Source organism: Streptomyces sp. NPDC006140 (assembly GCF_040628815.1).
Classification (GTDB): Bacteria; Actinomycetota; Actinomycetes; order Streptomycetales; family Streptomycetaceae; genus Streptomyces.
The window spans coordinates 11,523-38,147 of the sequence record NZ_JBEXTS010000011.1; the positions used below are offsets into that span (position 1 = coordinate 11,523).

18 protein-coding genes are annotated in these 26,625 nt (G+C 72.9%); 10 read left to right on the top strand and 8 right to left on the bottom strand.

Annotated elements, in window-relative coordinates; genetic code table 11:
* Positions 1 to 28 precede the first annotated feature (28 nt).
* From ABZ386_RS26400 to ABZ386_RS26415, 4 genes are read left to right on the top strand one after another with little or no spacing between them, the layout of a single operon-like run.
* Positions 29 to 793, top strand: a complete 765-nt coding sequence (locus tag ABZ386_RS26400; RefSeq protein ID WP_114254621.1) for a redox-sensing transcriptional repressor Rex — start codon at positions 29 to 31, stop codon at positions 791 to 793.
* A complete protein-coding gene (locus ABZ386_RS26405) occupies positions 790 to 2,553 on the top strand; it encodes a glutamyl-tRNA reductase (RefSeq protein WP_358966112.1) in 1,764 nt (587 codons plus the stop codon). The genes ABZ386_RS26400 and ABZ386_RS26405 overlap by 4 nt, the downstream gene beginning before the upstream one ends.
* Complete coding sequence (hemC, locus tag ABZ386_RS26410; protein WP_114254623.1) at positions 2,550 to 3,509, top strand: hydroxymethylbilane synthase; 960 nt, start codon at positions 2,550 to 2,552, stop codon at positions 3,507 to 3,509. Before ABZ386_RS26405 ends, hemC begins: the two co-directional genes overlap by 4 nt.
* The gene (locus tag ABZ386_RS26415; protein ID WP_351338006.1) at positions 3,506 to 5,212 is read left to right on the top strand and encodes a bifunctional uroporphyrinogen-III C-methyltransferase/uroporphyrinogen-III synthase; all 1,707 of its coding nucleotides are present in this window, start codon (positions 3,506 to 3,508) and stop codon (positions 5,210 to 5,212) included. Before hemC ends, ABZ386_RS26415 begins: the two co-directional genes overlap by 4 nt.
* Positions 5,213 to 5,235: 23 nt before the next feature.
* Here ABZ386_RS26415 and ABZ386_RS26420 read toward each other — a convergent pair whose 3' ends face one another.
* Positions 5,236 to 6,624 carry an FAD-binding oxidoreductase gene (locus ABZ386_RS26420; RefSeq protein ID WP_356614598.1) on the bottom strand — a complete coding sequence of 463 codons (1,389 nt, stop codon included), beginning with the start codon at positions 6,622 to 6,624 and terminating at the stop codon, positions 5,236 to 5,238.
* A gap of 226 nt (positions 6,625 to 6,850) precedes the next feature.
* On the opposite strand from ABZ386_RS26420, the gene hemB reads away from it, so the two are divergent.
* From hemB to ABZ386_RS26440, 4 genes are all read left to right on the top strand, one after another.
* Positions 6,851 to 7,843 carry a porphobilinogen synthase gene (hemB, locus tag ABZ386_RS26425; protein WP_356614596.1) on the top strand — a complete coding sequence of 331 codons (993 nt, stop codon included), beginning with the start codon at positions 6,851 to 6,853 and terminating at the stop codon, positions 7,841 to 7,843.
* Positions 7,844 to 7,946: 103 nt separating this feature from the next.
* A complete protein-coding gene (locus ABZ386_RS26430) occupies positions 7,947 to 8,849 on the top strand; it encodes an SAM-dependent methyltransferase (RefSeq protein WP_358966116.1) in 903 nt (300 codons plus the stop codon).
* A 123-nt stretch (positions 8,850 to 8,972) separates the two neighbouring features.
* Entirely contained in the window at positions 8,973 to 10,220 is a 1,248-nt protein-coding gene (locus tag ABZ386_RS26435) for a PLP-dependent aminotransferase family protein (protein WP_358966118.1), read from the top strand.
* 72 nt (positions 10,221 to 10,292) lie between these two features.
* Complete coding sequence (locus tag ABZ386_RS26440; protein ID WP_351337996.1) at positions 10,293 to 11,123, top strand: arylamine N-acetyltransferase; 831 nt, start codon at positions 10,293 to 10,295, stop codon at positions 11,121 to 11,123.
* Between the two features lie 81 nt (positions 11,124 to 11,204).
* Here the strand turns inward: ABZ386_RS26440 and ABZ386_RS26445 are convergent, their stop codons facing one another.
* Positions 11,205 to 12,008 carry a DUF4253 domain-containing protein gene (locus tag ABZ386_RS26445; RefSeq protein ID WP_356502608.1) on the bottom strand — a complete coding sequence of 268 codons (804 nt, stop codon included), beginning with the start codon at positions 12,006 to 12,008 and terminating at the stop codon, positions 11,205 to 11,207.
* A 93-nt stretch (positions 12,009 to 12,101) separates the two neighbouring features.
* Here ABZ386_RS26445 and ABZ386_RS26450 point away from each other — a divergent pair, with 93 nt between their 5' ends.
* The gene (locus tag ABZ386_RS26450) at positions 12,102 to 12,602 is read left to right on the top strand and encodes a DinB family protein (RefSeq protein WP_351337992.1); all 501 of its coding nucleotides are present in this window, start codon (positions 12,102 to 12,104) and stop codon (positions 12,600 to 12,602) included.
* 47 nt (positions 12,603 to 12,649) lie between these two features.
* On the opposite strand, the gene ABZ386_RS26455 is transcribed toward ABZ386_RS26450, so the two are convergent.
* From ABZ386_RS26455 to argS, 4 genes are all read right to left on the bottom strand, one after another.
* Complete coding sequence (locus ABZ386_RS26455) at positions 12,650 to 13,681, bottom strand: hypothetical protein (RefSeq protein ID WP_358966121.1); 1,032 nt, start codon at positions 13,679 to 13,681, stop codon at positions 12,650 to 12,652.
* Positions 13,678 to 14,955, bottom strand: a complete 1,278-nt coding sequence (locus ABZ386_RS26460; RefSeq protein ID WP_358966124.1) for a hypothetical protein — start codon at positions 14,953 to 14,955, stop codon at positions 13,678 to 13,680. The genes ABZ386_RS26455 and ABZ386_RS26460 overlap by 4 nt, the downstream gene beginning before the upstream one ends.
* Before the next feature lie 5 nt (positions 14,956 to 14,960).
* Positions 14,961 to 20,432, bottom strand: coding sequence for an FxSxx-COOH system tetratricopeptide repeat protein (fxsT, locus tag ABZ386_RS26465; protein ID WP_358966127.1), 5,472 nt, complete (start codon positions 20,430 to 20,432; stop codon positions 14,961 to 14,963).
* Positions 20,433 to 20,573: 141 nt separating this feature from the next.
* Entirely contained in the window at positions 20,574 to 22,337 is a 1,764-nt protein-coding gene (argS, locus tag ABZ386_RS26470) for an arginine--tRNA ligase (protein ID WP_114254634.1), read from the bottom strand.
* 149 nt (positions 22,338 to 22,486) lie between these two features.
* On the opposite strand from argS, the gene lysS reads away from it, so the two are divergent.
* On the top strand, positions 22,487 to 24,229 hold the full coding sequence (gene lysS / locus ABZ386_RS26475) for a lysine--tRNA ligase (protein ID WP_358966130.1): 1,743 nt from the start codon (positions 22,487 to 22,489) through the stop codon (positions 24,227 to 24,229).
* 62 nt (positions 24,230 to 24,291) lie between these two features.
* Here lysS and ABZ386_RS26480 read toward each other — a convergent pair whose 3' ends face one another.
* Positions 24,292 to 25,539, bottom strand: a complete 1,248-nt coding sequence (locus ABZ386_RS26480; RefSeq protein ID WP_358966133.1) for a DUF2637 domain-containing protein — start codon at positions 25,537 to 25,539, stop codon at positions 24,292 to 24,294.
* Positions 25,540 to 25,654: 115 nt separating this feature from the next.
* On the bottom strand, positions 25,655 to 26,539 hold the full coding sequence (locus ABZ386_RS26485) for a DUF3558 family protein (RefSeq protein WP_356614576.1): 885 nt from the start codon (positions 26,537 to 26,539) through the stop codon (positions 25,655 to 25,657).
* Positions 26,540 to 26,625 lie beyond the last annotated feature (86 nt).

Genomic DNA, 26,625 nt, shown 5'->3' on the forward strand with positions numbered 1-26,625 from the left:
ACAGCCCCGCTCTACCCGCAGGAGCACCGTGGCAACTGGCCGAACTCACCGACCGGCGACCCGCAGCCGAGGGATTCCCGAGGCCACCGTCGCCCGGCTTCCGCTGTACCTTCGCGCTCTGACCGCGCTGTCGGAGCGCTCGGTGCCCACGGTCTCCTCCGAGGAGCTCGCGGCCGCGGCGGGGGTCAACTCCGCGAAGCTGCGCAAGGACTTCTCGTACCTCGGCTCGTACGGGACGAGGGGTGTCGGCTACGACGTCGAGTATCTCGTCTACCAGATCTCCCGCGAACTGGGGCTCACCCAGGACTGGCCGGTCGTGATCGTCGGTATCGGTAACCTCGGCGCCGCCCTCGCCAACTACGGCGGTTTCGCCTCCCGCGGATTCCGGGTCGCCGCGCTGATCGACGCCGACCCGGCCATGGCGGGCAAGCCCGTCGCCGGCATTCCCGTGCAGCACTCCGACGACCTGGAGAAGATCATCCAGGACAACGGCGTGTCGATCGGTGTCATCGCCACCCCCGCCGGTGCCGCCCAGCAGGTCTGCGACCGGCTCGTGGCCGCCGGTGTCACCTCCATCCTGAACTTCGCGCCGACCGTGCTGTCCGTGCCGGACGGCGTCGACGTGCGCAAGGTCGACCTCTCCATCGAGCTGCAGATCCTCGCCTTCCACGAGCAGCGCAAGGCCGGCGAGGAGGCCGCCGCCTCCGACGGTGGCGTCCCGGCCGTCGCCGCGCGCAGCGAGTCCGCCGACCAGGGGCCCGACGGGGACATGCCCGCCGTGATGCCGGCATGAGCCTCCTCGTCGTCGGACTCAGCCACCGCAGCGCCCCGGTCAGCGTGCTGGAGCGGGCCTCGCTGAACGCGGACGCGCAGGTCAAGCTGCTCCAGGACACGGTCGCCGCCGAACCGGCCACCGAGGCCGCGGTGCTCGCCACCTGCAACCGCATCGAGCTCTACGCCGACGTGGACAAGTTCCACGCCGGTGTCGCCGAGCTGTCCACGCTGCTCGCCCAGCACAGCGGGGTCGGCCTGGAGGAGCTCACTCCTTATCTGTACGTGCACTACGAGGACCGGGCCGTCCACCATCTGTTCTCGGTGGCCTGCGGGCTGGACTCGATGGTCGTCGGCGAGGGGCAGATCCTCGGCCAGATCAAGGACTCCCTGGCCCGGGCGCAGGAGCTGCACTCCGCGGGCCGGCTGCTGAACGACCTGTTCCAGCAGGCCCTGCGGGTCGGCAAGCGCGCCCACTCCGAGACCGGCATCGACCGCGCCGGGCAGTCCCTGGTCACGTTCGGCCTGGAGCAGCTGGCGCGGGGCGGTGACGTCCAGGAATGGGCCCGGGGCAAGAAGGCCCTGGTCATCGGGGCCGGTTCGATGTCCTCCCTGGCCGCGGCCACGCTCGCGCGGGCCGGGGTCGCCGAGGTCGTCGTCGCCAACCGCACCTTCGACCGCGCCGAGCGGCTCGCGCGGATCCTGAGCGAGGGCGACGACACGCACGTGCCGGCCCGCGCGGTCCCGATGGAATCGGTGCCGGCCGAGCTGACACGTGCCGACGTCGCCGTCTCCTGCACCGGCGCGACGGGCCTGGTCCTGACGGCCGACTCGGTCGCGGAGGCGGTCGGGGGCCGGACGCCCGCCCCGGCCCCCGGGACCGGCGGCGAGGGACCGGCGGCACCGGGCGGCGGCTCCGGCCGTACGGCCGGGCCGGACGCGCGGCAGGGCGGTCCGGCGGCCACCAGCCTCGGCAGTGAGGACGGCTGCCCGCTCGACCTCTCCGCGGTGCAGGGCACCGCCGGGTTCTCCGTGCTGGGCGAGGCGGCCGTGGCCGGGATGGCCGCCGCCGACCTCGAACAGCACGCGGCGTGGGTGGACAACGGCACGGCCGGTGGCGGCCAGCGGGCCGCGAGCCCGGCCCGCCCCGGCGTCCTCGACCCGGCCGCGGAGACCGACGCCATCGCCGCGCTCGCCGCGACCGTCGCCACCGTCGGGCGGATCCCCGAGCGGCGCCGGCCCGAGCCGGTCGAGGAGCCGCAGCGGCCCGAGCCCGTGCTCTTCCTGCTCGACCTGGCGATGCCGCGCGACATAGACGCGGCCGTGCACCGGCTGGCCGGCGTGCGGCTGGTGGACATCGAGTCGCTGGCGGAGGCCTCCGCGGGCGCTCCGATGGCTGCCGATGTGGACCAGGTCAGGCGTATCGTCTCCGACGAGGTCGCGGCCTTCGGGGCAGCACTGCGGGCCGCGCACATCACGCCGACCGTGGTCGCCCTGCGCACCATGGCCGCCGACGTCGTGGCCAGCGAGATCGCCCGGCTGGACGGGCGACTGCCCGGCCTCGACGACAAGCACCGCGCGGAGATCACCCAGACCGTGCGGCGCGTGGTCGACAAGCTGCTGCACGCGCCGACCGTGCGGGTCAAGCAGCTCGCGGCCGAGCCCGGCGGCGCCGGGTACGCGGACGCGCTGCGGACCCTGTTCGACCTCGACCCCGAGACGGTGGCCGCCGTCTCCCGGGCCGAGGACAGCACCACCCAGAGAGACCGAGGCCCGGCATGACTGACAAGGCGCTGAGGCTCGGTACCCGGCGGAGCAGGCTCGCCATGGCCCAGTCCGGCCAGGTGGCCGAGGCCGTGAGCCGGGTGACCGGGCGGCCCGTGGAGCTCGTCGAGATCACCACGTACGGCGATGTCTCGCGCGAGCAGCTCGCCCAGATCGGCGGCACTGGCGTGTTCGTCACCGCCCTGCGCGACGCGCTGCTCAAGGGCGAGGTCGACTTCGCGGTGCACTCGCTGAAGGACCTGCCGACCACGCAGCCCGACGAGCTGGTGGTGGCCGCCGTGCCCGTGCGGGAGGACCCGCGGGACGTCATCGTCGCCCGGGACGCGCTGAAGTTCACCGACCTGCCCTCCGGGGCGCGCATCGGCACCGGTTCGCCGCGCCGCATGGCCCAGCTCAACGCGTACGCCCGCAGCCACGGCCTGGACATAGCGACGGTCCCGATCCGCGGCAACGTCGATACCCGCATCGGGTTCGTGCGCAAGGGCGAACTCGACGCCGTCGTGCTGGCCGCCGCCGGACTGAACCGGATCGGCCGCGGTGACGAGGTGACCGACTTCCTGTCGGTCGACACGGTTTTGCCCGCCCCCGGCCAGGGGGCCCTGGCGATCGAGTGCACCGCGGGCAACGCGGACCTCGTCGCCGCGCTCGCCGAACTCGACGACCCGTTCACGCGGGTCGCCGTGACGGCCGAGCGGTCACTGCTCGCCGCCCTGGAGGCCGGTTGCAGCGCCCCTGTGGGCGCGCTGGCCGACCTTCTGGCCGACGGGCAGATTGTCAAGGAAATGCGCCTGCGCGCCGTCGTCGGGACCACCGACGGCACGCGCATGGTGCAGCTGTCCACCACCGGTCCCGTGCCCGAGACGCACGACGGGGCAATGGCGCTCGGTCGCGAACTCGCGGCCGAGATGCTCGCCCAGGGCGCGGCCGGTCTGATGGGGGAGCGAGCACATTGAGCCCCACCGCCCTTTCCGCCGGTCCTGAACACGGGCACGTCACCTTCCTGGGTGCCGGACCCGGAGATCCGGGACTGCTGACTCTGCGCGCCGTCGAGGCACTGGCCAACGCGGACGTCCTCGTCGCCGAGCACGAAGTGCTCGACGTCGTACGTCAGCACGCCAGGCAGGGCGTCTCCGAGGTGCACACGGACGCGGATCCTTCCCAGGAGCCGGCTCCGGGCACAGGGACGCCCCAGCTGACGGTAGTTGACGGCACGTCAACCACCGCGCCCGTCCCCGCGGTGCGGGATGCCGCACATCTTGTCATGGAGGCCGCGCGGGGCGGCAGGCGGGTCGTGCGTGCGGTGTCCGGTGACCCGGGCCTCGACACGTACGCGGCCGAGGAGATGCTGGCGTGCGCCGCCGCCGGGGTGCCCTTCGAGGTCGTCCCCGGGATCGCGAGCGCCGTCGGGGTGCCCGCGTACGCCGGTGTGCCGCTGCGGGACGCGCAGGGCGCGGACGTGCGGTTCGTCGACGCGCGGACGGCCTCGGACCGGTGCTGGACGGAGGTCGGGGCGTCGGACGGCACGGTCGTCGTCTCCACGACCCTGGACTCCGTCGCCGCGGCGGCCGGCGAGCTCGTCTCCGCCGGGCGCAAGCCGGACACCCCGATGACGGTCACCGTCGCCGGTACGACCACCCGGCAGCGCACCTGGACCGCCACGCTCGGCACGATCGCGCAGACGCTGAAGCAGGCCAAGGTGCTGCCCTCGCCCGAGGGCGGCCGGCCGGTGATAGCCGTGGTCGGTGAGCGTTCCGCCGCCGCCCAGCGCGACCAGCTCGCGTGGTTCGAGTCCAAGCCGCTGTTCGGCTGGAAGGTGCTCGTGCCGCGCACGAAGGAGCAGGCGGTGTCGCTCTCCGACCAGCTGCGGTCGTACGGGGCCGTGCCGCACGAGGTGCCGACGATCGCCGTCGAGCCGCCGCGCACGCCCCAGCAGATGGAGCGCGCGGTCAAGGGACTCGTCACGGGCCGCTACGAGTGGATCGCCTTCACCTCGGTGAACGCGGTCAAGGCTGTGCGGGAGAAGTTCGAGGAGTACGGGCTCGACGCGCGTGCCTTCGCGGGCATCAAGGTCGCGGCCGTCGGCGAGCAGACCGCCAAGGCGCTGATCGCGTTCGGCGTGAAGCCCGACCTGGTGCCGAGCGGTGAGCAGTCGGCCGCGGGTCTGCTGGAGGACTGGCCGCCCTACGACCCGGTCTTCGACCCGATCGACAGAGTCTTCCTGCCGCGTGCCGACATCGCCACGGAGACGCTGGTCGCCGGGCTGATCGAGCTGGGCTGGGAGGTCGACGACGTCACGGCCTACCGGACCGTGCGGGCCTCGCCGCCGCCGGCGGAGACCCGTGAGGCGATCAAGGGCGGCGGCTTCGACGCCGTGCTCTTCACCTCGTCCTCCACCGTGCGGAACCTGGTCGGCATCGCCGGCAAGCCGCACAACGTCACCGTGATCGCCTGTATCGGCCCGGCCACGGCGAAGACCGCCGAGGAGCACGGGCTGAGGGTGGACGTCATGGCTCCGGAGCCGTCCGTGCTGAAGCTGGCGGAGGCCCTGGCCGACTTCGGCGCGAAGCGCCGGGCCGCGGCCCTGGAGGCCGGCGACCCGGTGACCCGGCCGAGCGAGCGGCGGCCGGGGGCGCGGCGGCGGCGGTCGACGACGTAGCTGGTCCTGCTGGGTTGCTGCGGCTACGCGGGAGTCACCGCGTGGCCGTAGCGCAGCAGGTTGTCCGGGTCGTAGGTGGCCTTGTCGTGGCGTAGGCGGGCGTAGACCTCCGGGGTCCAGGCGCGGGCGATGTCCTGTTCGTCGCCGGGGGTGCCGTGGATGTTGACCATGGTGCGGCCGGTGCCGTAGGGGGCCATGGCGGTGTAGAGGCGGCGGGTCGCCTGTTCGACGGCCTCGGCCATGGGCGGGGCGGGCATGATTCCGACCGACTCCATGAAGTAGCGGGCGTCGCGGGCGCAGACGGCGTCCTCGACGGCGGCCGGGCGCGCCAGTGCCCCGCCCATGTGGCGCACCGAGGCGACGAGCAGGGGGTGGTCGACCCCGGCCGCGGGGCCGACCTGCTCCAGGAACGTGCTCAGGGCGTCGGGGGGCAGGTCGCGCAGGAGCATGCAGCACTCCCGTGCCGGGAGCGGGTCCTGGGGTTCCATGTGGATGCGGTCCAGGGCCGCGTAGTCCATCTCCTCGACCATGTCGACGGCCACGGGGGCCGCTCGGCGCAGCGGGGCGATCAGTGCTTCGCCCTCGGCCGTGTCGCCCGGCCAGGCGATCGCGACCCGGGCCCAGAAGCCGCCGCGCAGGGGTTCCGGGATCTGCGGGATGGGCGGCAGGCGCAGCACCGAGAACATGCTGCCCATCGCGTCCGGGACCGTGCGGGTCCACTCCGACCAGGCGTGCAGCAGGGCCTCGGTGTGCTCGGCGTGGCAGTACAGGCCGCCGCCGTAGAGGCGGGGCAGCGCGAGCAGCTCGGTGACCAGGGAGGTGACCACGCCCACGTTGCCCTTGCCGCCGCGCAGGGCCCAGAAGAGTTCCGGCTCGTGCTGGGGGTCCGCCTCGCGCAGGTGACCGTCGGGGGTGACGACCTGGAAGGAGCGGACCAGGTCGGCGGCGTAGCCGTAGGCGCGGCCGAGGACCGGGAGGCCGCCGCCGAGGGTGTAGCCGACGACGCCCGCGTCGGTGGAGGTGCCGCAGAGGCCGGCCAGGCCGTGCGGGGCGCAGGCCGCCAGCACGTGGCTCCACTTCGCGCCCGCGGCGATCCTCGCGGTGCGGGTGGCGGGGTCGACCTGGACGTCCGTCATGCGGGACGTGGTGATCAGCAGGCCGCGTTCGATGGGGAAGTTGGCGCCGTGGCCGGTGGCCTGGACGGCGACGGGGGTGTGGGTGGCGTGGGCCCAGCGCATCGCGGCGACGACGTCGTCGGTGCCGGTGGCTCCCACGACGACGTCCGGGGTGTGCAGGGCGGCCAGGTTGAAGCCGGTGACTTCGTCGGCGTAGGCGTCGTCGCCGGGGCGCAGGACGGGGCCGGAGATCTCCGAGAGGGCGAACAGGTCGGGGGTGTGGTGGGGGGCGGTCATCGCGTCCTCCGTGGGGGCGGGTACGGAGGGACGGCGGCGGCGAGGGGGTGGCGGGCCGTCGGGGTCCTTGTCCTTCTTCTTGCTGTTTTCAGGATGGACCGTGGTGGGTGGGGGCGCATGGCGGGGCTGTGGCGTGCTCGGCGCGGTGCTGGGGCGGGTGGGGCCCAGTTGAGCTCCGACAGTACGTCGGCATCGGGGCGTTCGGGGCGGGCGTAGCGTAGAGGGCATGACGACGTACGGATCTTTTCCCGGTGCGCGGCCGCGGCGGTTGCGGAGCAACCCCGTGATGCGTCGGATGGTCGCCGAGACCCGGTTGCACCCCGCCGACCTCATCCTTCCGGCGTTCGTGCGGGAGGGCGTCAGCGAGCCCGTGCCGATCGCGGCCATGCCCGGGGTCGTGCAGCACACGCGGGACAGTCTGAAGAAGGCCGCCGCGGAGGCCGTCGCGGCGGGGGTCTCCGGGATCATGCTGTTCGGCGTGCCGGAGGAGTCGAAGAAGGACGGGCTCGGGACGCCGGGGACCGATCCGGACGGGATCCTCCAGGTCGCCATCCGGGACGTGCGGGCCGAGGTGGGCGACGACCTGCTCGTCATGTCCGACCTGTGCCTGGACGAGACGACCGATCACGGCCACTGCGGGGTGCTCGACGCGCAGGGGCGGGTCGACAACGACGCGACCCTGGAGCGGTACGCCGAGATGGCCCAGGTGCAGGCCGACGCCGGCGCCCATGTGGTCGGCCCCAGCGGGATGATGGACGGGCAGATCGGGGTGATCCGGGACGCCCTCGACCAGATCGGGCGGGAGGACGTCGCCATCCTCGCCTACACCGCGAAGTACGCCTCCGCCTTCTACGGGCCCTTCCGCGAGGCCGTCGGCTCCTCGCTCCAGGGCGACCGCAAGACCTACCAGCAGGACCCGGCCAACGCGCGCGAGTCCCTGCGCGAGCTCGCCCTCGACCTGGAGGAGGGCGCCGACATGGTGATGGTCAAGCCGGCCGGGCCCTACCTGGACATCCTCGCCCGGGTCGCGGACGCCGTGGACGTGCCCGTCGCCGCCTACCAGATCTCCGGCGAGTACTCGATGATCGAGGCCGCCGCCGAGAAGGGCTGGATCGACCGGGACCGGGCGATCCTGGAGAGCCTGACCGGCATCCGGCGGGCCGGCGCGCGGAACATCCTCACCTACTGGGCCACCGAAGTGGCGCAGAAGCTGAGCTAGCCCGGCGTCGGCCGGAGGGGCACCATCAAGTCCCCTGGAGCGTTAGGTTGTTGACCAGCGAAGTGGTTGCTGATTGAACGACCTACTCTTCAGGGAGACGTCCATGTCCGGTGACGCCCTCAGTCAGGATCCCGCCGAGCTGCGGAGGAGGATCGACAGCAGCAAGGCGCACCCGGCGCGGGTCTACGACGTGTTCCTCGGCGGCAAGGACCACTACCCGGCGGACCGGGACGCGGCCGCCGCCGCGCTCGCCGCGAACCCGCGCGGGTACCTCGACGTGCGGCACAACCGCGACTTCCTGCGCCGCGCGGTGACCGCGCTGGTGGAACAGGACGGCATCCGGCAGTTCCTCGACATCGGCACGGGACTGCCGACCGCCGAGAACGTGCACCAGATCGCGCAGCGGATCGAGCCCGGGACGCGGGTCGTGTACGTCGACAACGACCCGGTCGTGCTCGCGCACGCGCGCGCCCTGCTGACCAGCGGCCCCGAGGGACGCACGGACTACATCGACGCCGATCTGCGTGACCCGGGCCGCATCCTGGAACAGGCCGCCAAGACCCTGGACTTCGACCGGCCGGTCGCGCTCTGCCTGGTCGCGATCCTGCACTTCGTCGCGGACGAGGAGGCGTATCCGCTGGTGCGCGAGCTGCTGGACGCGCTGCCCGTCGGCAGCCGGCTGGTGCTCAGCCACCTGACCGAGGACCTGAACCCGGAGAACATCCGCGCCGTCCAACGGACGTACACGGAGCGGGGGTTCACCTTCGTGCTGCGGTCCCGGGCGGAGGTCGAGAAGTTCTTCACGGAGAACCAGCTGGAGATCGCCGACCCGGGGATCGTCCCCGCGCACCGCTGGCGGCCCGACCACGCGGCCCCCGTCCCCGAGCGGCCGGAGGAGTCCTTCCTCGCCGGCCTCGACGCCATCGAGAAGGTCCGCTACCAGGACATCAACGACGTGACGGACGCGGACATCAACGTGTACGCGGCGATCGGGGCCAAGGGCTGAGCGGCGGGCGCCCGCCCGGTAGTCCCACCCCGCTGTCCGGATCCCGGAAATGTTCTTGTAGGTGGCAAGTATGTCTCTAGGCTGCGGCGCACGCGTCGTCACCGCAGCCGAAGGAGCCGTGTCATGACCCTCACCGAGCCCACGCCCACCCACTCTCCGGCGCCGCCGCTCGCCGCGCGGGCGCGTTCGGTCGGCGGCTCTCCCGTGCGGGACATCCTCGCCGTCACCGCCCGCCCCGAGGTGATCAACTTCGCGGGCGGGTTGCCGGCGCCGGAGCTGTTCGACGCCGAGGCCATCGCGGCCGCCTACCAGGCGGTGCTCACCGAGACGCCCGGGCGGGCGCTGCAGTACTCCACGACCGAGGGCGAGCCCGGCCTGCGAGCCGCCCTGGCCGGGCGGACCACCGCGCGTGGCCTGCCGACCGGGCCCGACGACCTGCTCGTCACCACCGGCTCGCAGCAGGCCCTGTCCCTGCTGGCCACCGCGCTGCTCGAACCCGGGGACACCGTCCTCGTCGAGAACCCCTGCTACCTGGCCGCGCTCCAGGCCTTCGGCTTCACGGGTGCCCGGGTCGTGCCCGTGCCCGGCGACGGGCACGGCCTCGATCCGGAGGCGCTCGAGGAGCTGGTGGTGCGCGAGCGGCCCAAGCTGCTCTACACCGTGCCCACCTTCCAGAACCCCACCGGCCGGACGCTGCCCGCCGACCGGCGCGCCGCGGTGGCCGCCGTCGCCGCCCGGTGCGGGCTGTGGATCGTCGAGGACGACCCGTACGGGGAGCTGCGCTACGACGGCGACCGCGTGCCGTGGATCGCCGCCCACCCTGGCGCCGAGGACCGTACGGTGCTGCTCGGCAGCTTCTCCAAGGTCATGGCGCCCGGACTGCGGCTGGGCTGGCTGCGCGCGCCCGGGGAGCTGCGGCGCGCCTGTGCCGTCGCCAAGCAGGCCGCCGATCTGCACACCCCGACCGTCAACCAGCTCGCCGCGGCCCGGTACCTGGCCGACAGTGACCTGGACGCGCACGTCGCGCGCGTCGCCCGCGTGTACCGCGAACGCCGCGACGCCATGCTCGCGGGGCTGCCCGGGGCGCTGCCCCAGGGGTCGGTCTGGAACCGGCCCGAGGGCGGCATGTTCCTCTGGGCGAGCCTGCCCGAGCCGTACGACACGACGGCGCTGCTGCCGCGGGTGGTGCGGCACGACGTGGCGTACGTGCCCGGCGCCCCCTTCTACGCCGGCCCGCCCGACCGCACGACCCTGCGGCTGTGCTTCGTGACGCAGACGCCGGAGGAGATCGGGGAAGGGCTGCGCAGGCTGGGGGAGGGGCTGCGGGGTGCGGCTCCCCGAGCCCGGGAGGGGTCTGCTCCGGGGGCTTAGGGCCAAAGGCGGAGCGGGTGTTACGGCTGTGGCCCGCCGACCGGGGCGGGCGGCCGTGGTTACGGTGACGGCATGTCCGACTACATGTTCGATCTCGATGCGTATCTTCGACGGATCGGATGGGAGGGGGAGCGTCGGGCCGACGTGGCGACCCTGCGGGGTGTGCATCTGGCGCACGCGCGGGCCATCCCGTTCGAGAACCTCGACGCCCTGCGCGGCCAGGCCCCTTCCCTCGATCCGGCCGACCTCATGGCCAAGCTGGTCCACAGCCGGCGCGGCGGCTACTGCTACGAGCACAACACGCTGTTCGCCGGTGCCCTCCGTGCGCTGGGCTTCCGGGTGACCCTGCTGGTCGCGCGGGTCGTCGTGGGCGCCGACAGCATCGCGAGCCGGCCGCGCACGCACATGGCCCTGCTGACCGAGATCCCGGGCGAGCCGCGGCCGTACCTCGCGGACGTGGGCTTCGGGGCGATCGGCTCGCTGCTGGAGCCTGTGCCGCTGGTGGCGGACACCGAGTTCACCGGGGCCGGGCGGCGGCACCGGCTGGTGCACGCGCCGCACGACGGTCCCCTGGAGATGTGGGTGCTGGAGGCACACGACCCGGGCAAGGACGACTGGACCGCCCAGTACGCCTTCACCCTGGAGCCCTTCGAGAAGCCCGACTTCGACATGATCAACTGGTACATCGGCACCAGCCCGCGCTCGCCGTTCACCCGGCGCGTCTACGCCCAGAACGTCAGCGCCGCCCGGCATCTGCTGCTCGACGGGCGGATGCTGACGGAGACTCACGCCGACGGCACGGTCACCGAGCGGGAGGTGACCGGCGAGGCGGAGGCGCACCGGCTCCTGGAGGAGGAGTTCGGCATCACCCCGCCGGAGGGGATGACGCTGCTGACCGACTGAGGGGCCGCCAGGGCCTGTCGTTTGGATCAGGTCGCAGGAATGCGACGGCGCTTTTCACCGGCGTGATCCAAACGACAGGCCCTAGTCCCACCAGAAGTGCCAGGCAGGCTGGTCGAGGATCCGGTGCTCGGCGTAGGCCCGTACGGTGCGGTCGCCGCCCTGCCCGAGGTTGTCCGGGCAGAACGCGACGTGCTCGGCGGCGAGGGCCTCGGCTTCGGCCGGCGTGGCGGGCGGGGCGGCGACCGACAGCAGCAGGTGGTCGAAGCCGAGCGCCACGACCCGTATGCCGAAGCGGTCCTCCCAGGAGCGCAGCACCGCGCTGAGCCGGGCCGTGTCGCCCTCGTGGTTCGCCGGGCCCGTCCAGCCGATCGCCGTCGGGATGTCGGCGCTGCGGCGGGCCGGGACGAGGGCGAGGTGCGGTGCCTTGAGCGGGCCGCCGTCGGCGAGCAGGGAGTCCGCGACGCGCGCCGCCACCGCGTCCGGGTCCGGGGCAGGGGCGTGGTCGTGGTCCTGCGGGCGGGGCTCGGCCAGGCCGGGCCAGGCGTCCGGTTCTCCGGCGCACTCCTCCCAGTACTCCGCGAGGACCTCCTCGGCGTCGTGGTCCCCCGGGTACGACATCCCGCCGGGCCGCAACTCCCAGCGGTCCGGCCCGCCATGGCCGTCGCCCACGTCCAGAACGACCGGCAGCAGACCCGTACGGCGGGCCGGCTCCAGCGCCGCCCAGCCGCCGGGCACCGCCCGCTCGTCCGCGCGCCACAGCAGCGGCTCGTGCCAGGGGCCCTCGGCGGTCGTGTCCACGAGTGCCCCGGCGGGGAGGCGCAGTCCGAGCGCGCGGCCGCTCGGGTCCGCCGCCAGCGTCGGCAAGGGATTCGGAAGTGTCGCCATGGGGGTGACTGTAGAGCCGGCCACTGACAATCGGACCGGCCGAGAAGCCACAAGAGGACATCCCTTGACCTAGTTGCTCCCTACGGTCCTGCCATGACCACTTCCTGGGAGAAGACGGACCTGCTGGACGCGCTCGCCGAGCAGCGGGAGTTGCTGCTGATCACCGTGCGCGGACTCACCGACGAGCAGGCCGCGCGACGCACGACCGTGAGCGAGCTGACCCTCGGCGGGATCGTGAAGCACCTCGCGCAAGGGGAGGAGGTGTGGACGCAGATCATGGTCAAGGGCGACGGTGAACTGCCCGACGGCATGCTGGACATGGGGCAGTACCGCATGGCCGAGGGCGACACGCTCCAAGGCCTCCTGGAGCGTCACGCGGCGGCCGCCCGGGCGACCGAGGACGCCGTGACCGGGCTGCCGGACCTCGACCGAGGCGTGCCCCTGCCGCGGACCCCCTGGTCACCGCCCGAGCCCGAGCACTGGTCGGCGCGCCGGATCCTGCTGCATCTGATCCGGGAGACCGCCCAGCACGCCGGGCACGCCGACATCATCCGGGAGGCCCTGGACGGCGCGAACACCACCGCCCAGCGCTGAACCGGCCGAGGCCGTCACCCCGCGCGCGGGCGCCCCGGGCGTGTCCGTCAGCGGGAGCGCTCCGCCAAGGTCAGCAGCAGGTGCGCGGACTCCGGTCGCAGGAAGTCGGAGTGGGCGCCCGAGGGATGCAGACGGGTACGGCGGCTGCCGCGGTAGAGCCAGTCGGCGTCCACGTTCACCACGCGGTGGTCCAGCGTGGTCTGCTCGTACACCTCGTGGGTCGGCAGCAGCCTGGTGGTGAACTGCGGGACCGGCGCCGCGCCGGTGCCCGAGTGGCCGATTCCGGGCGCCTTCTCGGCGCGCAGGTGCCAGAAGCCCGTGGCCCGGTCCCAGCGCGAGTGTGTCAGGACGAGGGGGCCGCGCAGCGGTGCGCCCGGACGGCCCGCGCGCGGGAACAACGTGCCGAAGTGCCGGACGAAGGCGTCGCGCGGGGCGGCCATCTGGAAGATCAGGGCGCTGTCCACGGTGAACGGCCGGCGGGGGTCGTGCGGTGTGCTCCAGCCGAGGACGGGAGGCCGCTCGGCGGCCCGCTGCACGGCCTCGCACAGGAACCGCCCGCCGAAGGAGTGCCCGACGAGGTGCAGGAACTGCCCGTGCTGGTTGGCCAGTACCGCCGGGCCCGTCGGGTCGGCGCGCTCGCCGTCCAGGTAGCCGAGGAGGTGGCCGATGACGTACGGGGCGTGCCCGGTGCCCTCGGCGCTCATCGCGTGGGCCCGGTCGCGGATCCTGCGGTAGCCCTTGAGCGTGGGCAGGCTGGAGGACGGCCAGCGCACCACCACGCACCAGGGGCGGTAGCCCGCCTTCAGCCCCGGATAGCGGCCGGGCGCCGCCTCGTACAGGTCCAGGGACTGCCGGAGCAGGCGCAGGGCGGTCCGGGTGGCGCTGCTCGGCGCGGTCTGCCAGCCGTGCACGTACACATGGATGTCCGTCGCCCAGCGAGGCACGGCCAGCCTCCGGGCCAGGTGCTCGGCGACGCGGTTCGCGGGCACGGGCGTGACGCCGTCCGGCAGCGTCAGCCTGCCCTGGTCGTCCAGGTCGATCTCCACCGGCGCGGGCAGCCGGGTGCTCGGGGCGGTCACGAGGCGAGCCTCAGCCGGCTGTCGATGCCGCAGTGCAGCGCGTAGGCCAGGGCGAGCGGGTTGCGGAACTCCGAGGCGAAGCGCCGCACCAGCAGCCGGCTTATCTCTCCCGCGGTGTAACGGCCGGTCAGGTACAGGTCGAGGAACGCGTACGCGTACTCCGTCGCGAAGTCCTGCGGCATGTCGATCTGGGGGGCGAGGACGCCGTCCGCGCCCATGTCGATCAGTTCCTGCCCGAGATGCTTGAGCCGGCCGGGCGCCGCGGCCCGTGCCGTGCCGCAGGCGTTCAGCAGCACGAACGGCTTGAACCTGGCGTGCGAGTCGCGGCGGAAGCGGCGCGGTTTCCGGGACACCACCGGGCCGTCGATGTGTTCGTCGTCGGAGAGCCGGATGGACAGGCCCGGGGTCGACGGGTCGCCGTGCACCATGCGGCCGTGGCACCAGAAGTACATGACGTCCTCGTTGAGCACGGGGGCTGCCAGGGCGTGCAGCAGGTCGCTGCCGTGCGAGCGGACGATCAGCCGCGAGCGCTGCTCCAGGAGCTTGTGCACCTCCCGTGCGCGGCCCACCAGGTCCAGGGAGTCGTCCTTGTTCAGGCTGGTCGTGGCCAGGTCCCGGTCGCCGAGCGGGGCGTGGTCCCAGGGGTAGCCGGAGTTGGTCTGTTCGACCTGGTGGCGGTGTCCCAGGAACGCCTCCCAGGGCGTGGCGCACGTCGAGGGGTCCACGGCGAGCATGGGCCACGGCAGGTGCACCTCGGAGTCGAAGCTGACGCGCAGCGGTTCCTTGCCGCCGAGGGCGGTGAACAGGAACTCACGAAAACGGCCGAGGTCGTAGCCGCTGCCGTGCAGCATCACGTCGAGCAGGTCGTAGCCCTCCTCGGCCAGCCGGGCCGTCACCGACTCGGCCCGGTCGGCGAGTTCGCTGAGGTCGGCGGCTTCCGCGAAGGGACGGCTGCCGACCCGCGCACCGAGCTCGTCGCCCTCGCACTGGTAGTACACCACCAGGTCGTGCCACCGGTTCCGCAGGCGGTCGGCCCGTTCCCGCAGGTCGTCGGGGGAGACCTCCAGCGGCGCCTCGTGCCAGCGCGGGGCGGCCGGGTCCGGGGCGCAGGCGAAGATCGTCAGCGTCTTCTCGCTGGTGCGGTACAGCTTCACCCGCAGCTCCGCCGGACGCTCCCCCTCCGGCGGGTGCGGTGTGCTCCCGGGCTGCGGCGGTACCCCTGTGAAGCCGTGGGAGGGGTCCCGCACTACCTCCACGGCCATTTCCTGCGGCATCCGGGTCAGCCCTCCCTGGCACCCTGCACGTGGACAACGGTCTTCAGCTCCTGCAGCACGAACCCCGACGCGTGGTCGTACAGGGTGAAGCGGACGTCGTGGGCGCCCGGCTCGGAGGCGGTCAGGGTGAAACGCGTCGGCGCGCCGCCAGGGTCGTACTCGGCCGTGGCCGGGTCGACCGCGGCCGCCGTGGGGCAGCTGACGGCCACCATCAGCCGGGGCGGCGCGGTCGCCGCCGCCCTCTCCTCACGCTCCAGCCGGACCTCGATCGTGACGGGACGGCCGGCGGTCACGTCGTCCGTGACCAGCGTCAGCCGGGCCCGCCAGGCCGGCCGGGCGGTGCGCAGCCGCCAGCGCAGTTCCGCCGTCTCGGGGTGGTCGGGGCCGAACGTCCGCTCCCAGCCCGCCAGCAGCTCCTCGTGGGACGGCGCCGAGTCCGGGTCGTCGGCCTCCAGACAGGCGAAGGCCAGCTCGGCGAGGCTCTCCAGGGTGTTCGGATGGTCCGGGCCGAACATCCGTGCGCGCCCGGCGTGCACGGCCTTCAGCACGGCCACCGCGTCCGCGGGATCGCCCGCGTCACCGACGGCGTGGGCGAGCTGCGTGGCCAGGGTCGGCAGGAAGCCGCCGAAGCGAGTGGCGAACATCTCGACGAGCACGCCCAGGAGGATGCCGTCCTCGTCCTCCGTCTCCGCCGGTCGGCCGGCCGGCGTCGGCTCGCCGTCCCGCGCGGCGGCCTGCTGGTGGACGCGGACGACGTCGTCGACCGTCTCCGGGTACTCCGGCTGGTCCAGCAGCCGCGCGGTGCGGCGCAGCAGGTCCCGCAGCACCTCCAGGGCCTGCTCCGGCTCGTCCGCCTGCGCCAGGGCGTGCGCCAGCACGGGCAGCACTTCCAGGGTGCGCCGGTGGTCCGGGCCGAAGAGCTCGGTGGCGTCGTCGACCAGGTTCCGGGCCCACCGCACCGCGTCGTCCGCCGGGCCGGTGTCCGCCGTCAGCCACGCCAGGTTGCCGCGCACCCAGAACGTCGTCTCGTGTTCCTCGGGGAGGACCTCCTCGCACTGCTTCCAGAGCTCCTCGAAGACCGCGGCCGCGCGGTGCGGATCGCCCGCCTCCCAGCAGGCGTGCCCCAGGAGATTGCGGCAGCCGAGGGTATCGGGGTGCCGCGGGCCCCTGACGCGCTCGCTGTCCTCGACCAGGGCCACGGCGTCCCGGACGCTCAGCACGCGCCGACCGGCCCGGCGCCGGGCCGAGACCAGGCTGCGGCGCGCGCCCAGGGCCGCGCTGTGGTCGGGGCCGTGGGTCCGCAGGTGGTCGTCCACGAGAGACGTCCGCAGCCGCAGCGCGTGCGCGATCTCACCCGCCGCGCCGTGGGCGGCGGCGAGGGTGCCGCGCGCGGTCAGCGTCCTCGGGTGGTCCGGGCCCAGCACCCGGGCCGAGTCGTCGACGACGCTCGCGGCGATCGCGACGGCCCGGCGGGCGGTGGAGGCCCCCAGCCAGACCCAGGCGATCGTGCGCCGCAGGGCCAGCGTGTCGCGGTGGTCGGGTCCGAGCGTCCGCTCGTGGTCGCGCAGCAGCGCGTCCAGGTCCCGCAGCGCTCCCACCCGGTCGCCCGTGCACTCCCGCCAGCGGGCCAGCATCGCGCGGTCGTCGAAGGCCTGCGGGCTGGCGGGACCGTGGATCCGGGCGAGGTCGTCCACCAATGCCTGGCCGAGTACGACCGCCTCTTCGTAGTCCCACCGCGCTGCGAAGGAATCCGCCAGCAGGTACCTGGTCGCCAGCGTCTCGCCGTGGTCCGCCCCATGGAAACGGGTCCGGTCCTCCACCAGCCCCTCGAACGCGACGATCGCCCTCTGGTACGACCCGGACCGCGCCCACGCGTACGCCAGCCACGAGCGTGCGTTCAGGGTCATGACGTGGTCCCGGCCCCGCACCCGGGCACAGTCGGCGACCAGTCGCTCGGCGAGTTCGGCGGCCCGGCTGTAGTCGCCCACCGCGCACGACGCGCTGACCAGATCGAAGCGGACGTCCAGCACCTGCGGGTGGTCGGGCCCGAACAGACGCCCGCGCTCCTCCAGCACCGACTCCAGCGTGGCGAGCGCCTCCTGGTGCCGGCCGGCCGTCTTCTGCACCAGGCCCAGGTCCCGCCGGGCGCGCAGGGTGCGCGGATGAGTGGCCGACCAGGCGCGGGTCCAGGCCTCGACGGCTTCCTCGTACAGGGCGATGGCCCGGCCGTGCCGCTCGGCGGCCGAGCAGGCGTCGGCCAGGTTCTCCAGCATGAGCAGCGTGTCCGGGGCGTGGTCGCCCAGCAGCCGGCGGCGGTCGGCGAGCAGCTCGGTGAACCCCGCGATCGCGCCCTCGTGGTCGTCGGCGCCCAGCCGGGCCAGCGCCAGGCCGGTGCGGGAGTTCAGCGTCGCCTGCGCCTCGGCGCCCAGGACCCGGGTCCGGGCCTCGACCAGTTCCTCGTAGACCGAGATGGCGCGCTGGTGCTGGCCCGCCGACCGGAAGACCCAGGCGCGCCAGCTGCTGGTTTCGAGCGTGTCCGGGTGGTCCGCGCCCTGCACCCGCGTCCGGTCGGCCAGCAGCGCGTCGAACACCTCCTCCGCCCGGCTGTACTCACCCGCCGAACGCAGGGTCGCGCCCAGCCACGACCGCATGCCGAGGGACGACGGGTGATCACCGCCGTAGACCCGCTCGTAGTCCTCCACGAGCCGGCCGTACAGCTCCAGCGACCGCGCGTAGCGCTCCTCCTCGGCGAACACCTGGGCGAAGGAGTGGCGGATCGACAGGACGCGCGGATGGTCCTGCCCCAGGAGCGGCTCCATGTCCCGGAGGAGGTGCTCCAGCTCCGCGACCGCGCGCAGGTGGTCGCCCGCCCACTGGCGGGTGCGGGCCAGGGCCTCGCGCGTGGCGAACACATCGGGGTGCTGGGGGCCGAGGACCCGGCCGCGGTCCCGCAGCAGCTCCTCGAACACCTCGATGGCCTCCGGGAGATCGGAGGCCTCCCGGAGGGCGAAGGCCAGATGGGCGCGCGCGGTGAGGGTCGCCGGGTGATCGCCGCCCTGTTCGCGTGTGCGGTCCGCGACGAGTGCCCGGCGCTCACGGACCGAGCTGCGATGGTCCCCCATCAGCTGCCGGGTGTAGGCCAGCCCTTCCCGTGCCCGCAGCGTGTCCCGGTGGTACGGGCCCCGTACCCGCGCGTAGTCGGCGATCACCGCCTGGTAATCCGCGACCGCCCGGGCGTAGTCGGCCCGCTCCCGGTGGGCCTCCGCGATGTCGTCACGGTAGTCGAGGGTCGCCGGATGGTCCGGCCCCTGGATCCGGGCGCTGTCCGCCGCCAGCGACTCGAACTCCGGCAGCGCCGCGTCCGGCCCGTACGCCTCGGCCAGCTCGTACGCCAGGTCCTGCCGGCTGCGCAGCGTGTCCGGATGGTCCGGACCCTGCACGCGCTCCCGGTCGGCGACCACCTCCCGGTACACGGCCACCGCCCGCTGCGGATCACCCGCGGCGGAGTGCGCCGCGGCGAGCCAGCCGCGGCTGGTGAGCGTGTCGGGATGGTCGGGGCCGTGCTCCCGTCGCCGGTCCTCGACCGCCTGCTCGTACAGCGCCAGCGCGGTGCGGTGGTCACCGGCCTCCCGGTACGCGTAGGCGAGGTTGGTGCGGCTGGCGAGCGTGTCCCGGTGCCCCTCGCCCAGGAGACGCTCCCGGTCGGCGACGACCGCCGCGAACTCCTCGACGGCGGCCTGGTACCGGCCCGCGGTCTGGAGCGCGTAGGCCAGGTTGTTGCGGCTGCCGAGCGTGTCGGGGTGCTGCTCGCCCTGGATCCGGCGACGGTCCGCGACCACGGCGGTCAGCTCCTCGACCGCCCGCATCACATCGCCCGCCTTGCGGTACGCGTACGCCAGCCGCTCCCGGGCGGTCAGCGTCTCCCTCGCGTCCGGGCCGCAGAGCCGGCGGCGGTCGAGGTAGACGTTCTGGCACAGCCGGACCGCCCGCGCCGGGTCGCCGGCCTTCGCATGCCACTCGGCCAGCCGGTCGCGCTGGTCGAGCGTGGTGTCGTCGTCGACCCCGAGCAGTGCCTCGCTGCCCTCGACGGCCCGTGTCATCAGGGGGATCGCCAGCACGTGCTGCTCGCGCGCCGCCAGCTCGTCGGCGCCCCGCCGGTACATCTCGATCGCCTCGGAGCCCGGTTCCGCGGCCGGGCCCGTCTCCGCGAGCGCCTGGACGTGGACGAGCAGCCGTCGCACCGCCTCGGCCGGGGCCCCCGACAGTTCCGCGGCCAGGGCCCGCTCGGCCGCGTCCCGCGCCCCGGGCACCTCAGGAGGGTCGGCGTGCCGCAGGGTCTGCTGGACGAGGCGGTGCAGGGCGAGGCCCTCGGGGCCGGACGTGATCAGGTGGTAGTCGCGCAGCGCGTCGACCGACTCCTCGATCTCCCGCTCGGAGCGGCCCAGATGCCGCAGCACCTCACGCGGCACCGCCTCCGGGGCGAACCAGGCCAGCGTGTACAGCAGCGGTACGGCCAGCGGGCGGCGGGAGCGGATGGCCGCCAGGCTGGTGCGCCAGATCTGGGCGATGGTACGGCCCGAGCGGCCCGCTCCGTCGTTGAGCACCGCGTCGGGGACGCGGGCCAGTTTCGCCCGGTAGGCCGCGAAGCCGATGCCGGTCTCCCGGAGGTAGGCGCCCGCCTGCGTGAGAGCCAGCGGCAGGTGCCCGAGGTCCTCGGCGAGCCGCGCGGCCTGCGCGCGCTCGGCGGCGGAGCGGTCCTCGCCCAGGCCCGCCGTCGCGCACAGCAGGTCGACGGCCTCCCCGTGGTCCAGTACGTCCAGGCTGACCAGGCGGGCCCCCTCGGGCCAGCCGGTCCGGCACCGGCTCGTCACCAACTGGTGGCCGCGGTCGAGGAGTCGGCCCAGGAACGGGGTGAGGTGCTCGGGCCGCTCCACGTTGTCGTACACCAGCAGCCAGTCGGAGTGGTTCTCCAGCCAGGCCAGGGCCCACTCGGTGCGCTCCTTCGCGGTGGCCCGGCGGGCCCACTCCGGGTACAGGCGCAGGGCCAGTTCACCGAAGCCCGAGGCGATCCGCTCCTCGCTCTCGGCGGTGATCCACCACACGAGCCGGTACGCCTCGCTCCGGTGGGCGTAGTGCAGTGCCAGGGTGGTCTTGCCGATGCCGCCGAGACCGCTCAGCGCGGTCGCGGCCTTCTGGGTGACGACCCCGCCGCCGGACCGCAGGGAGGTACGTAACCGGCCCAGGTCGTCCGTGCGACCGACGAAAGGGGCCGAGGGCAGGGCGGGCAGGTTGTCCAGCCGGGCGGGCGGATCGATCGTGAGGGCGGCGGACTTCGCCGGCTCCGGCAGCACCGTCGTGTGCTCTTCGGTGTGCGGATTGCCGCCCGGCCGGAAACGGCCACCGGCCTGCCCCGGCACCGCCAGGCCACGCTCCAGGACGGCAGCCCCCGCGGCCCGCGACTCCTCAGAGATGATCATGACTCCCCCGTGTCGATCACCCGCACCAGGCCGCGTCGTCACCCGCCCGCGGCACTGAAGGAATATGCAACTGTACGGGGACGAAACGGAGTTGTCACCGGGGTGCGGGGTGGCGGCGCCGTCCGCCGCCACCCCCCGCCGTCAGAGCCGCTCGGGCGTCCGGATGCCCAGCAGGGCCATGCCCTGGTGCAGGGTGCGGGCCGTGATGTCGCAGAGGAACAGGCGGTTCTCGACCTGCTCCGGCGACTCGGCCTTCAGTACCGGGCACTTGTCGTAGAACGTCGTGTACAGCGACGCCAACTGGTACAGGTACGCCGTCATCTTGTGCGGGGCGTACTCCGCCGCCGCCTCCGCCACCGTCGCCCCGAACGAGTCCAGGTGCAGGCCCAGCGCGCGCTCCGCCGCGTGCAGCCCCAGCTCCGGGTGCGCGGCCGGGCGGGCCTCGCCGGCCTTGCGCAGGATCGACCGGATACGGGCGTAGGCGTACTGGAGGTAGACGGACGTGTCGCCGTTCAGCGAGACCATCTGGTCCAGGTCGAACTTGTAGTCCCGGTTCGCCGACGTCGACAGGTCCGCGTACTTCACCGCGCCGATGCCCACCTGGGCGCCGCGCTCGGCGATCTCCTCCTCGGAGAGGTCCTGGGCCTTCTCCCGGACCACGGCCGACGCGCGGTCGATCGCCTCGTCGAGGAGGTCGACCAGGCGGACCGTCTCGCCCTCACGGGTCTTGAACGGCTTGCCGTCCTTGCCGAGGACCGTGCCGAAGGCCAACTGGACCGCGCGCACGTCCTCGTTCAGCCAGCCGGCGCGGCGGGCCGTCTCGAAGACCATCCGGAAGTGCAGCGACTGGCGGGCGTCCACCACGTACAGGAGCGTGTTCGCCTTGATGTCGAAGACGCGGTCGCGGATCGCCGAGAGGTCCGTCGCCGCGTAGCCGTAGCCGCCGTCCGACTTCTGCACGATCAGCGGGACCGGCTTGCCGTCCGGGCCCTTGACGTCGTCGAAGAAGACGCAGAGCGCGCCCTCGGAGCGGACCGCGACGCCCGACTCCTCCAGCAGGCGGCAGGTCTCCGCGAGCATGTCGTTGTAGCCGGACTCGCCGACGATGTCCGGGTCCCGGATCTCCATGTCCAGCTTCTCGAAGACGGAGAAGAAGTAGATCTTCGACTCGTCGACGAACTTCTGCCACATGGCGAGCGTCTGCGGGTCGCCCGCCTGGAGGTCGACCACCCGGCGCCGGGCGCGCGTCTTGAACTCCTCGTCGGAGTCGAAGAGCTTGCGGGCGGCCTTGTAGAGGCGGTCCAGGTTCGACATCGCCTCCTCGCCGCTCACCTCGGCGGACTCGTGGTCCAGCTCGTGCGGATGCTCCTCCAGGTACTGGATGAGCATGCCGAACTGGGTGCCCCAGTCGCCGATGTGGTGGCGGCGGACCACCGACTCGCCCGTGAACTCCAGCAGCCGCGTCACCGAGTCGCCGATCACCGCGGAGCGCAGGTGACCGACGTGCATCTCCTTCGCCACGTTCGGCTGGGCGTAGTCGACGACCGTGGTGCCCGGGTGCTCCGCGCGCGGCACGCCGAGGCGGCCGGTGTCGTCGGCGTAGCGCGCGGCCAGGTTCTCCGTGATCGCCCGGTCGGTGATCGTGATGTTCAGGAAGCCGGGCCCCGAGACCTCGACGTCCCCGATCAGCTCACCCGACTCGACCCGGGAGACGACCTGCGTCGCCAGCTCCCGCGGGTTCGCCTTCTCCTTCTTCGCCAGGGCCAGGATCCCGTTGGCCTGGAAGTCGGCCCGGTCGCTTCGTCGCAGCAGCGGGTCCGCGGAGCCGGCCTGCGGCAGAGCCGCCGACAGGGCCGCCGCGAGGCGCTGGTGGACGGAGTCGCTGAGGGACGTGACCGAGGCCATAGGTAAGGGTGCCGTTCTCCTCGAGGGAATCGATAGACACGGCCAGTATCCCATGGGGGTAAAGCCGTTTTTCCGGGCGCGAGCAGGTCTGGGACAATGTTGCGGTCAGCCGTGCGACCGTACCGGCTGCCCGATGCAGAAAGAAGGACGTGCCGATCGTGGCTCAGAGCACCGAGACCACCGACTGGGTCTCCCGTTTCGCGGATGAGGTCATCGAGGAGTCGGAGCGCCGGGCCCCGGGCAAACCCGTCGTCGTCGCGTCCGGCCTCTCCCCGTCGGGCCCCATCCACCTCGGCAACCTCCGCGAGGTCATGACCCCGCACCTCGTCGCCGACGAGATCCGCCGCCGCGGGTACCAGGTGCGGCACCTGATCTCCTGGGACGACTACGACCGGTACCGCAAGGTGCCCGAGGGCATCCCCGGTGTCGACAAGGCGGAGTGGGTCGAGCACATCGGCAAGCCGCTGACGTCCGTCCCGGCGCCGAAGGGCTCCTCGTACCCGAACTGGGCCGAGCACTTCAAGGCCGCGATGATCGAGTCGCTGGCCGAGCTGGGCGTGGAGTTCGACGGGATCAGCCAGACCGAGCAGTACACCTCCGGCGTGTACCGGGAGCAGATCCTGCACGCCATGCGGCACCGCGGCGACATCGACGCCATCCTCGACCAGTACCGGACGAAGAAGGCCCCCGCCAAGAAGCAGCAGAAGCCCCTCGACGAGGCCGAGCTGGAGGCCGCCGAGGGCTCCGGCGCCGCCGCCGAGGACGACGGCAGCTCCGGCTCCGCCGGCTACTTCCCGTACAAGCCGTACTGCGGCAACTGCGAGAAGGACCTCACCACCGTCACCTCCTACGACGACGACTCCACCGAGCTGACCTACGCCTGCACCGCGTGCGGCTTCTCGGAGACGGTCCGGCTGAACGAGTTCAACCGCGGCAAGCTGGTCTGGAAGGTCGACTGGCCGATGCGGTGGGCGTACGAGGGCGTGGTCTTCGAGCCCTCCGGCGTCGACCACTCCTCTCCCGGGTCGTCGTTCCAGGTCGGCGGACAGATCGTCGGGATCTTCGGCGGCAAGCAGCCCATCGGGCCGATGTACGCCTTCGTCGGCATCTCCGGCATGGCCAAGATGTCGTCCTCCAAGGGCGGCGTGCCCACCCCGGCCGACGCCCTGCAGATCATGGAGCCGCAGCTCCTGCGCTGGCTCTACGCCCGCCGCCGGCCCAACCAGTCCTTCAAGGTCGCCTTCGACCAGGAGATCCAGCGGCTCTACGACGAGTGGGACCGGCTCGACGCCAAGGTCGCCGACGGCAGCGCCCTGCCCGCCGACGCCGCCGCGCACTCCCGCGCCGTGCGCACGGCCGCCGGTGAGCTGCCGCGCACGCCCCGGCCGCTGCCCTACCGGACGCTCGCGTCCGTCGCGGACATCACCGCCGGGCACGAGGACCAGGCCCTGCGCATCCTCAGCGAACTGGACCCGTCGCGGCCGCTGGGCTCGCTGGAGGAGGCCCGGCCCCGGTACGACAAGGCCGAGGCCTGGATCAACACGCACGTCCCGGCCGACCAGCGCACCATCGTGCGCGACGAGCCCGACGCCGAGCTGCTGAAGTCGCTCGACGAGCAGGGCCGTGAGTCGCTGCGGCTGCTGCTCGACGGGCTGGCCGAGCACTGGTCGCTCGACGGGCTGACCCACCTCGTGTACGGCGTGCCCAAGGTGCAGGCCGGCTTCTCCGCCGACGCCACGCCGAAGGAACTGCCGCCGGAGATCAAGACGGCCCAGCGGTCCTTCTTCGCGCTGCTGTACCACCTGCTGGTGGGGCGGGACACGGGGCCGCGGCTGCCCACGCTGCTGCTGGCGGTGGGGCAGGAGCGGGTCCGGCACCTGCTCGGCGACTAGGCGGTGAACAGGAAGGGGCCCTCGTCACCGAGGGCCCCTTCCCGTTTTGCGTCCACCGGCCTCTACGCGATGTGGTCCTCTTCCAGCTCCGCCGTGTGGCGCTTCTGGAAGCGTTCCGCGAGGGACTTCAGTTCGCCCGGGCTCAGCGTCGTGCCGTAGGTGGCCTGGATGTTGTCGCCGAGGGCGCGCGGCGTGGGGTAGCTGCCGTCTATCGACTGCCGGAACACCTGGTAGTACGCCTCCTCGTCCGGCTCGGGAGCCGGTGGCGTGCCGCCGCCGTCGCCCAGTTCCCGGGTGCGGTTGGGACCCACCGGGATGGGGAAGCTGCCGGTGTCCTCCGGGGAGGGGGCAGGGTCGTACTCGGGCTGGTACTGCTCGGCCCCCTGCTCTTCGGCGATCCACTGGGCGTACTGGTCGGGGTCGTAGGCCGGGTCGTAACCGCCCTGGTACTCGACCTCCCGGGGAGCGTTGAACCAAGGGCTCTGGTCCGGCTCGGGCTCCGGTTCCGGGTACTCGGCGTCCTGGCTGCTCTCGAGTTGGGGGCGCTGCTCGCCGGGAGGCGCCGCTCTCTGCGGGACGGGTGCCGCCCCGGCGGCACGACTGCCCGCATCCGGGTCCGTTTGCGGCGGCGGGGGGATCAGGGCGGGTTCGATGCCCGCCGCCGCCAGGCCCGCCGGGGCCGTCTCCGCCAGGGGAACGCCGTAGCGGGCCAGCCGCAGCGGCATCAGGGACTCCACCGGGGCCTTCCTGCGCCACGCCCGTCCGAAGCGGGACCGCAGCCGGGCCTGGTAGACGAGACGTTCCTGCTCCAGCTTGATGACCTGCTCGTAGGAGCGCAGCTCCCAGAGCTTCATGCGGCGCCAGAGGAGGAACGTGGGCACGGGGGAGAGGAGCCAGCGGGTGAGGCGGACGCCCTCCATGTGCTTGTCGGCCGTGATGTCGGCGATCCGGCCGATCGCGTGGCGGGCCGCCTCGACCGCGACCACGAACAGGATCGGGATCACCGCGTGCATGCCCACGCCCAGCGGGTCCGGCCAGGCCGCCGCGCCGTTGAAGGCGATCGTCGCCGCCGTCAGGAGCCACGCCGTCTGGCGCAGGAGCGGGAACGGGATCCTGATCCAAGTGAGGAGCAGGTCCAGGGCCAGCAGGACGCAGATGCCCGCGTCGATGCCGATCGGGAAGACGTAGGAGAAGTTCCCGAAGCCCTTCTTCAGGGCCAACTCGCGGACCGCCGCGTACGAACCGGCGAAGCCGATGCCGGCGATGATCACGGCGCCGGCCACGACCACGCCGATGAGAACGCGGTGCATCCGAGTCAGCTGCAGTGGCGCGGCCACCCGTACTCCCCTCCCCTTGCGTGTTGTTGCGCGCAACAGGGTGGCACATGTGTGCGGAGGACGGGTGGCCGGTTCCCGACGGGTCTGTTCAGCTCTCCGCCGCGGGCTTCTTCGACGGCGACTGCGACGCCGACTTCGACGGGGACGCCGAGGGGGACGTGGACGCGGACTTGGAAGGGGACTTGGAGGGAGACCTGGACGGCTCGCCGCCCGCCTCGCCGCCGCCCGCGCCGTTGGCCTCGGACACCGCCGCCACGGCCTCCTCGGCGGCCTTCTTCGCGTCCTTCAGCAGGTCGTCGGCGCTCGGGGACTTGTCACCGGCCAGGCCCGCGCCGTTGTAGTCGATGGTGACGACGACGTTCTCCACGCGCGCCACGATCGTCTGCTGCTTGAAGGTGCCTTCCTTCTTCTTCAGCTCGTAGCGCACGGCCGTCGCCTCGTCGCCCGTCCCGGACACCGGCTCCGACTTGGCGTTCTTGGCGCCCTCGGCGGCCTGGACGTCCTGGACCTGCTTCTCGAAGTACTCGTGGGCGAGCTTGTCGGCCGGGCCGCGGGTGACGTCCGACTCGAAGCGCAGCATCGACACGTTGAGCCAGCGGAACTGCGAGCCCTTCACGCCGTTGTTGTCGAGGCTGTTCCAGGAGCAGCTGCCGCGCGTGGAGATGTCGTCCGACTTGCCCTCCTTGCCCGACTTGCTCTCCGGGACGAGGTCCTCCAGCGTCTTCTTCGAGAGCGTCTTGCACGCCTCCGGAAGCTTGCCGTACGCCGCCGCCTCCACGGTCGGCGACGGGCTCGCGGACGCCGACGCGGCGGCCTTCGCGGCCTTGTCCGTGCTGTCGCCGGAGCCGGAGTCCGAGGAGCAGCCGGCGGCGACCAGCATCACGGGGACGGCGGCCGCGCAGACAAGGACGCGGTTGAGGCGCTTCGCTCGCTGGTCTCGCTCTTCTCGTCGCTGCATGGTTCCTTCACTCATGACGCTCGTGGTTCCCTGCGGTCGGAACGGGTCCGAGTGGTCACGGTACGCGGTGAGGCAGCGGTGTGGTCTTCCTTCGGGCGCTT

Excerpts from the sequence above, each read along its gene's own strand:
- hemB (WP_356614596.1), top strand. The coding sequence starts at position 6,851 with ATGACGACGTACGGATCTTTTCCCGGTGCGCGGCCGCGGCGGTTGCGG.
- ABZ386_RS26480 (WP_358966133.1), bottom strand. The coding sequence starts at position 25,539 with ATGCACCGCGTTCTCATCGGCGTGGTCGTGGCCGGCGCCGTGATCATC.
- ABZ386_RS26450 (WP_351337992.1), top strand. The coding sequence starts at position 12,102 with ATGACCACTTCCTGGGAGAAGACGGACCTGCTGGACGCGCTCGCCGAG.
- hemC (WP_114254623.1), top strand. The coding sequence starts at position 2,550 with ATGACTGACAAGGCGCTGAGGCTCGGTACCCGGCGGAGCAGGCTCGCC.
- ABZ386_RS26420 (WP_356614598.1), bottom strand. The coding sequence starts at position 6,624 with ATGACCGCCCCCCACCACACCCCCGACCTGTTCGCCCTCTCGGAGATC.
- ABZ386_RS26435 (WP_358966118.1), top strand. The coding sequence starts at position 8,973 with ATGACCCTCACCGAGCCCACGCCCACCCACTCTCCGGCGCCGCCGCTC.
- ABZ386_RS26485 (WP_356614576.1), bottom strand. The coding sequence starts at position 26,539 with ATGAGTGAAGGAACCATGCAGCGACGAGAAGAGCGAGACCAGCGAGCG.
- ABZ386_RS26460 (WP_358966124.1), bottom strand. The coding sequence starts at position 14,955 with ATGCCGCAGGAAATGGCCGTGGAGGTAGTGCGGGACCCCTCCCACGGC.
- ABZ386_RS26440 (WP_351337996.1), top strand. The coding sequence starts at position 10,293 with ATGTCCGACTACATGTTCGATCTCGATGCGTATCTTCGACGGATCGGA.
- fxsT (WP_358966127.1), bottom strand. The coding sequence starts at position 20,432 with ATGATCATCTCTGAGGAGTCGCGGGCCGCGGGGGCTGCCGTCCTGGAG.
- ABZ386_RS26405 (WP_358966112.1), top strand. The coding sequence starts at position 790 with ATGAGCCTCCTCGTCGTCGGACTCAGCCACCGCAGCGCCCCGGTCAGC.
- ABZ386_RS26445 (WP_356502608.1), bottom strand. The coding sequence starts at position 12,008 with ATGGCGACACTTCCGAATCCCTTGCCGACGCTGGCGGCGGACCCGAGC.
- argS (WP_114254634.1), bottom strand. The coding sequence starts at position 22,337 with ATGGCCTCGGTCACGTCCCTCAGCGACTCCGTCCACCAGCGCCTCGCG.
- ABZ386_RS26430 (WP_358966116.1), top strand. The coding sequence starts at position 7,947 with ATGTCCGGTGACGCCCTCAGTCAGGATCCCGCCGAGCTGCGGAGGAGG.